The following is a 5,252-nucleotide window of genomic DNA, read 5'->3' on the forward strand; positions in this document are numbered from 1 at the left end:
AACGCGGTCGTCAGGAATTCGAGGACGGCGGCCTTGTTCCGCTCCGTCTTCGTCTTCGTTCGGCTCTGGGCCATCAGTCCTCCACGGGTTTGCCGGCTGACACGGCTTTGTTGACTAACTGGACCACAATGGGAGCATGAAGTGGTCCAATCGGTCAACAAAGCGAGGAGCGCCAGGTGATCCCCCCACGCCGGCACGGGCCGGGTTACCGACCATTGTGGTCCATCTGGACCACAATGAGGTATCGTGAGGTCATGGGGCGAAAACGAGGCTTCGACGAGACCACCGTGCTCGATGTCGTCCGCGACCGGTTCTGGACCACCGGATTCGACGGCACGTCCACCTACGACCTCATGGAAGCGACCGGCCTGGGCAAGGGCAGCATCTACAAGGCGTTCGGCAACAAGCACGACCTTTATGTGCACGTCTTCTCCGACTACTGCCAGAGCCTCGTCGCACACGCCCGCGAGCAACTGCGGGACGGCCCGCACGCGGTGCTCACCTCGCCGATGGCCCGCCTGGAGCGCTACGTCGTCTCACTCGCCGACGGGTGGGACGCGTGGAAACTCTCTTTCATTTATCGTATGCAATCGCTGCCCAGGAGTGTCCCTTCATGACCCTGCGAGAACGAGTCTCCTTCCCGGCCGAGGGTGCGGTGACGCTGCGCAGCACGCTGTACCTGCCCGAGACCCCGGGGCCTCACCCGGCGATCACGATGGCCCACGGCTACGGCGGCACGACCAAGCACGGCATCGAGCCCTTCGCGGAGGTCTTCGCCGAGGAAGGGTTCGTGGTCCTGGTCCACGACCACCGCGGGTTCGGTGCCAGCGACGGTGAGCCCCGCCAGGACATCGACCCCTGGCAGCAGATCGCCGACTGGCGGCGAGCGATCACCTACTTGGAGAGCCGTGACGAAGTGGACTCCGACCGGATCGGCCTGTGGGGCACGAGCTACGCGGGCGGGCATGCGATCGTCCTGGGCGCCACCGACCGGCGCCTGAAGGCGGTTGTCTCGCAGGTGCCGACCATCAGCGGCTACGAGCAGGGGCTGCGCCGCATCCCACCGGAGGCGACCACCGCCTTGGAGGAGGCGTTCAACGAGGACGAACGAGGCCGTCTGCGGGGCGAACCTCCGCGCCGCCAGGCCCTGGTGAGTGCCGACCCGTCGGTGCCGGCGTCCTACCGCACGCAGGAAGCGATCGACTTCTATCTGCAGCCCGTCCCTGAAGGACTGTGGAAGAACGAGGTGACGGTCCGCTCCACCCGCGCTGCCCGCATGTACGAGCCCGGCACCTGGATCGCGCGCGTCTCTCCCACCCCCCTGCTGATGGTGGTCGCCACCGGCGACACCGTCACCGTCACCGACCTGGCTCTGGCGGCGTACGAGAAGGCACTCGAGCCCAAGCGGCTCGAACTGATCCCCGGCGGCCATTTCGATCCCTACATCGCACAGTTCGATACGGCGTCCAGGGCGGCCGTGGCCTGGTTCCGCGATCACCTCACGAAGGAGAACTGACCGGCCATGCCGCACCTGACCTACACCTGCTCGGCAAGGAGGACGAGGCCGCGATCGCCGAGATCGTCCTCACCCATCCGCCGCAGAACAGCCTGACCGCGCAACTGATCGACGAGCTCGGCGAGGCGGTTGCCGACATTGGGCGCAGCGAGGCCCGCGCCGTGCTCCTTCGCGCGGAAGGCCCCGACTTCAGCTTCGGCGGAGACTTCACCGCATGGCGAGGCATGACGGCGCGGGAACTGCGGGCAATGTTCGACCGCTACCTCGACGTGTACAACCGCTTCGAGCAGCTCCCCGTACCCGTCATCGCCGCAGTCCAGGGGGCTCTGCTTCGATGGCGGCTTCGAACTCGCGCTGCGTGCCGACGTGGTCTTCGCGGGGCAGAGCGCACGCTTCGGGCACCCCGAGCAGACCCTGGGGATCACCACTCTCCTCGGGGGGATCTACCGCGTCGCCGAACGCGTCGGCCGCGCCCGCGCCTTTGAGTGGGCCCTCACCTCGGAGCAGGTGCCCGCGCAGGTCATGGCCGACACTAGTGTCATCAACCGCCTCGTCCCGGACGACGAACTCCTGAGCCATGCCGGGGACTTCGCCCGCCGAGTGGCCTGCGGTCCCACCCTGGCCCACGCCGCGCACAAGGCGCTGCTGCACAGCTGGACCCTCGGCGGGACCGCCTCGGCGGACCGGGATCTCTTCGACCTGTCCGTACCGCTGTTCGCGACACAGGACGTCCGCGCCGGCCTGGAGTCCGCCGCCGCGGCGCTGCGGGCGGGCAAGCCCCGGCCGGTCCTGCTGCGCTGTGACCAGCGGCCCGGCGATCTGGCCGGCGGGAACGGGGTGCACCACACCACCGTCACCCGCTGGGTGCGCGAGGTCGTCGGCCTGCTGGCCGCCCGCGCCGCGCGCCTGGACCGCGCCTTAAAGAAGATCGCCCGAAAGGGTGGTGGGATCGTCCTGCTGGACAGCTCGCTGATACGCACCCGGGGGCGAGAACCGGAAGAACTACTCCGGGAAGTACAAATGCCATGGTCTGCTCGTGATCGCACTCACCGACGACAACGGCCGCCTGCTGTGGGCCTCGGCGGCCAGGCCCGGACGCGCCTCGGAGATCACCGCCTGCCGTCACGACAAGCTCACGCAGAAGCTACGGGCGGCCGGGCTCGGCGCGATCGCCGACCTGGGCTTCGTCGGTCTCGACGACAGCGGCCCGGACGCCGACCCGGCGGTGATTACCGGCTACAAGGCCACCCGCAACCGACCCCTGACCCGCAGCCAGAAACTCTCCAACAAGGCACTGGCCGCGGTCCGGGCACCGGTCGAGCACGGCTTCGCGCACCTGAAGAACTGGCGCGCGCTCGGCAAGGTCCGCACCGACCCGAAGTGGGCGACCGCCCTGGTGAGGGCCCTGCTGGTGCTGACGAACCGCGAAGTCGCCCGCTGACCGATGACCTTGCCGGGAGTCATCCGCCCCCCTACCAGCATGAGCACCCCGGAGCCCACGCACACCAGCCCACTTGACCGGCAAGCATCCACGATGCACACCGCTCACTCGGGGACGTCGTCGAAGGCGGACGGACCGTTGTCGTGGCATCGGTGTACGTGGATGGATCCGCTGGTGCCCGTCCTGCTGAACGCGGACCAGGGAGGCTCGCAATACCGGTCTGAGCACCGTGAGTTATGTGAGCAGCCTGCAATTGGCCTGTGGCCGTCCACCAGAGGTTGGGAGCGCACCTGCTCAGTGCCCCGGTACCTGACCGGCGTCGGCCAGGGCGCCGAGGTGGCTGACGAGGAAGCGGGCGGCGCGGTCGAGTGCGGCGTCCGCCTCGTCGAGACGCCCGTGCTCCGTCTGGTAGACGTGCGGGAGGCCCGGCCCGATCTCCAGCGTGGCCTCGACCTGGGCCGCGCCCGCGCGGGCGGCCAGACGTACCGCATCGTCGAGGAGCACCTCGTTCGCGCCGACCTGTACGAGTATCGGGGGCAGGCCGGCGAGGTCGGCGAACACCGGGCTCGCCAGGGGGTGGTTGCGGTTGCCTGAGCCGATGTAGAGATCCGCGAACGCGCGCATACCGGCCGCGGTGACGATCGGGTCGGCGTCTTCCTTGGTGCGCATGCTCTCTCCGGAGAGGGTGAGGTCGACCCACGGGGAGAAGACCACCACGGCGGCCGGCTGCGGCAGCCCGGCCTCGCGGGCGGCGAGCAGGGTGGCGATGCTCAGGCCGCCGCCGGCCGAGTCACCTGCCACGACGATCTCTCGTGGATCGGCTCCGGTCGCCAGCAGGTCGCGGTAGGCGGCGAGTCCGTCGTCGACCGCCGCGGGGAAGGGGTGCTCGGGAGCCAGCCGGTAGTCCACCGATGTCGCTCGCAGTCCGGCGCGGGCGGCGAGTTCACCGGCGAGGCCGGTGTGGGTGTCCGGTGAGCCGGCGACGTAGCCGCCGCCGTGGAGGTAGAGGAGCCGTCCGCGGTCTGCCGCTCCGGCCGGCTCCAGGCTCAGGGCGGGCCGCCCGCCCAGGACGGTCCTGCGGGTGGTGACGCCTTCCGGTGCCGGCCGGGTCACGGCCGCGGCGAACGAGGTGCGCAGCTCGGCGGGGGCGGGCTGCGTGTCGGGGCGCGGGACGGAGCGGTGCAGGGCGTCGAGGGCTTGGCGCTGCTGTCGGGACATGGTGGGTCTCCGTTTCAAGTCATTTTCGCTGCCCGATCCAAAGAACAGGGCAGCTTCGTCCCCCTTACTTGTTTACCCAAGGCATAGAGAGGTCGATGTCAGAGACCAGCTTTCCACCGCCGAAGCTCATGTTCTCCAAGGGAATGGCATACATCATCAGGGTGACATCGTCCTGGCTGACGCCAACCTTTTCTACGGCGTATCGGGTGACCAGCTCCGCGAGCTTGCGTTTCTGCTCCAGCGTCCTGCTCGTACCGGTCGTCACCGTTACGATCATGCGCTTGTCGGATCTCTTCACGTCAGGAAAAGTCGGATGGATGAAGAATTCATCGTCCTTGTGCTCACTGATGATGACGAAACGGTCATCCATAGGTGTATCCATGGCTTCATGAAGAGCGAGATTCAAGGCATCCGCCAGAGCCCGCTTCTCATCGCTGGAGAACTTTTGAGCCGGAAGGTGGGCGTGAAACATTGGCATGAGTGTTTCCTCGGTTGTGTTGTTCAGGTCAGATGAGGCGATGAAGTTGGCTGTTTTCTCGGCTTAGCTAAGAGCGGATCATCGGCGAGGCGGCCGCCGGCGCAGGCCGCGACCCGAGGACGCTCCGGCGCGTCTACAACGTGATCGGCGTGATCGGCGACCGCGGGGACGGACCGGGGCTCGTCGGCAATGTGCGGCGGTGGGCAGACACCCTCGCCGAGTGGGCCGTGGAACTCGGCTTCGACACCAGACCCGAGCCCAGGTCAGCCACTACCGACGCCGCGGCGACCTACTTCCGCTCCGCCTACAGCCCTGGGCGCACCACCGACCGATCCCGCCGATCACCGACCCTCAAGATCTCCGGCTGTAGTACCTGTCCGGAAACCTCGGGGCACCCCAGTCTCTCTCGTTTGCATCAGGTGTCGGTCGGGCCTCAGCCCTGGAACGGCAAGTGCGGTCGAGCCGCTGGCCGGCATGGCCCGCGGGGCGCGTGCCGCCCGCCTCGCCGGGCCGGTGTCTCAGGCCCGGGCGGCCTGCGGGTTGGTGAACATGTGGTTGCCTGCCACCGTGTCCTTCGCGGGCACTTCGTCCTGCAGGAC

Annotated in this window: 6 protein-coding genes and 1 pseudogene; 5 read left to right on the forward strand and 2 right to left on the reverse strand. The window is 68.1% G+C overall.

Annotated elements, in window-relative coordinates:
* The first annotated feature begins 254 nt into the window (after positions 1-254).
* From ABZ656_RS56265 to ABZ656_RS56285, 5 genes and pseudogenes are all read left to right on the forward strand, one after another.
* Positions 255-617, forward strand: coding sequence for a TetR/AcrR family transcriptional regulator (locus ABZ656_RS56265; protein ID WP_360280244.1), 363 nt, complete (start codon positions 255-257; stop codon positions 615-617).
* A complete protein-coding gene (locus ABZ656_RS56270; protein WP_360280247.1) occupies positions 614-1,516 on the forward strand; it encodes an alpha/beta hydrolase in 903 nt (300 codons plus the stop codon). The genes ABZ656_RS56265 and ABZ656_RS56270 overlap by 4 nt, the downstream gene beginning before the upstream one ends.
* Before the next feature lie 92 nt (positions 1,517-1,608).
* Positions 1,609-2,001, forward strand: a complete 393-nt coding sequence (locus ABZ656_RS56275; RefSeq protein ID WP_360280258.1) for an enoyl-CoA hydratase/isomerase family protein — start codon at positions 1,609-1,611, stop codon at positions 1,999-2,001.
* Positions 1,883-2,197 (forward strand): annotated as a pseudogene (locus tag ABZ656_RS56280) (enoyl-CoA hydratase/isomerase family protein); the annotation flags it as partial. The gene ABZ656_RS56275 and the pseudogene ABZ656_RS56280, both read left to right, overlap by 119 nt.
* 355 nt (positions 2,198-2,552) lie before the next feature.
* On the forward strand, positions 2,553-2,957 hold the full coding sequence (locus ABZ656_RS56285) for a transposase family protein (RefSeq protein WP_360280250.1): 405 nt from the start codon (positions 2,553-2,555) through the stop codon (positions 2,955-2,957).
* A gap of 294 nt (positions 2,958-3,251) precedes the next feature.
* Here ABZ656_RS56285 and ABZ656_RS56290 read toward each other — a convergent pair whose 3' ends face one another.
* Positions 3,252-4,175 carry an alpha/beta hydrolase gene (locus ABZ656_RS56290; RefSeq protein ID WP_075033970.1) on the reverse strand — a complete coding sequence of 308 codons (924 nt, stop codon included), beginning with the start codon at positions 4,173-4,175 and terminating at the stop codon, positions 3,252-3,254.
* A gap of 64 nt (positions 4,176-4,239) precedes the next feature.
* The gene (locus ABZ656_RS56295) at positions 4,240-4,647 is read right to left on the reverse strand and encodes a tautomerase family protein (protein WP_360280255.1); all 408 of its coding nucleotides are present in this window, start codon (positions 4,645-4,647) and stop codon (positions 4,240-4,242) included.
* Positions 4,648-5,252: the final 605 nt, after the last annotated feature.

Source organism: Streptomyces sp. NPDC007095 (assembly GCF_040634475.1).
Classification (GTDB): domain Bacteria; phylum Actinomycetota; class Actinomycetes; order Streptomycetales; family Streptomycetaceae; genus Streptomyces.

Bases quoted from the DNA above. Each gene is read 5' to 3' on its own strand.
- ABZ656_RS56265 (WP_360280244.1), top strand. From the start codon at position 255: ATGGGGCGAAAACGAGGCTTCGACGAGACCACCGTGCTCGATGTCGTC.
- ABZ656_RS56270 (WP_360280247.1), top strand. From the start codon at position 614: ATGACCCTGCGAGAACGAGTCTCCTTCCCGGCCGAGGGTGCGGTGACG.
- ABZ656_RS56290 (WP_075033970.1), bottom strand. From the start codon at position 4,175: ATGTCCCGACAGCAGCGCCAAGCCCTCGACGCCCTGCACCGCTCCGTC.
- ABZ656_RS56295 (WP_360280255.1), bottom strand. From the start codon at position 4,647: ATGTTTCACGCCCACCTTCCGGCTCAAAAGTTCTCCAGCGATGAGAAG.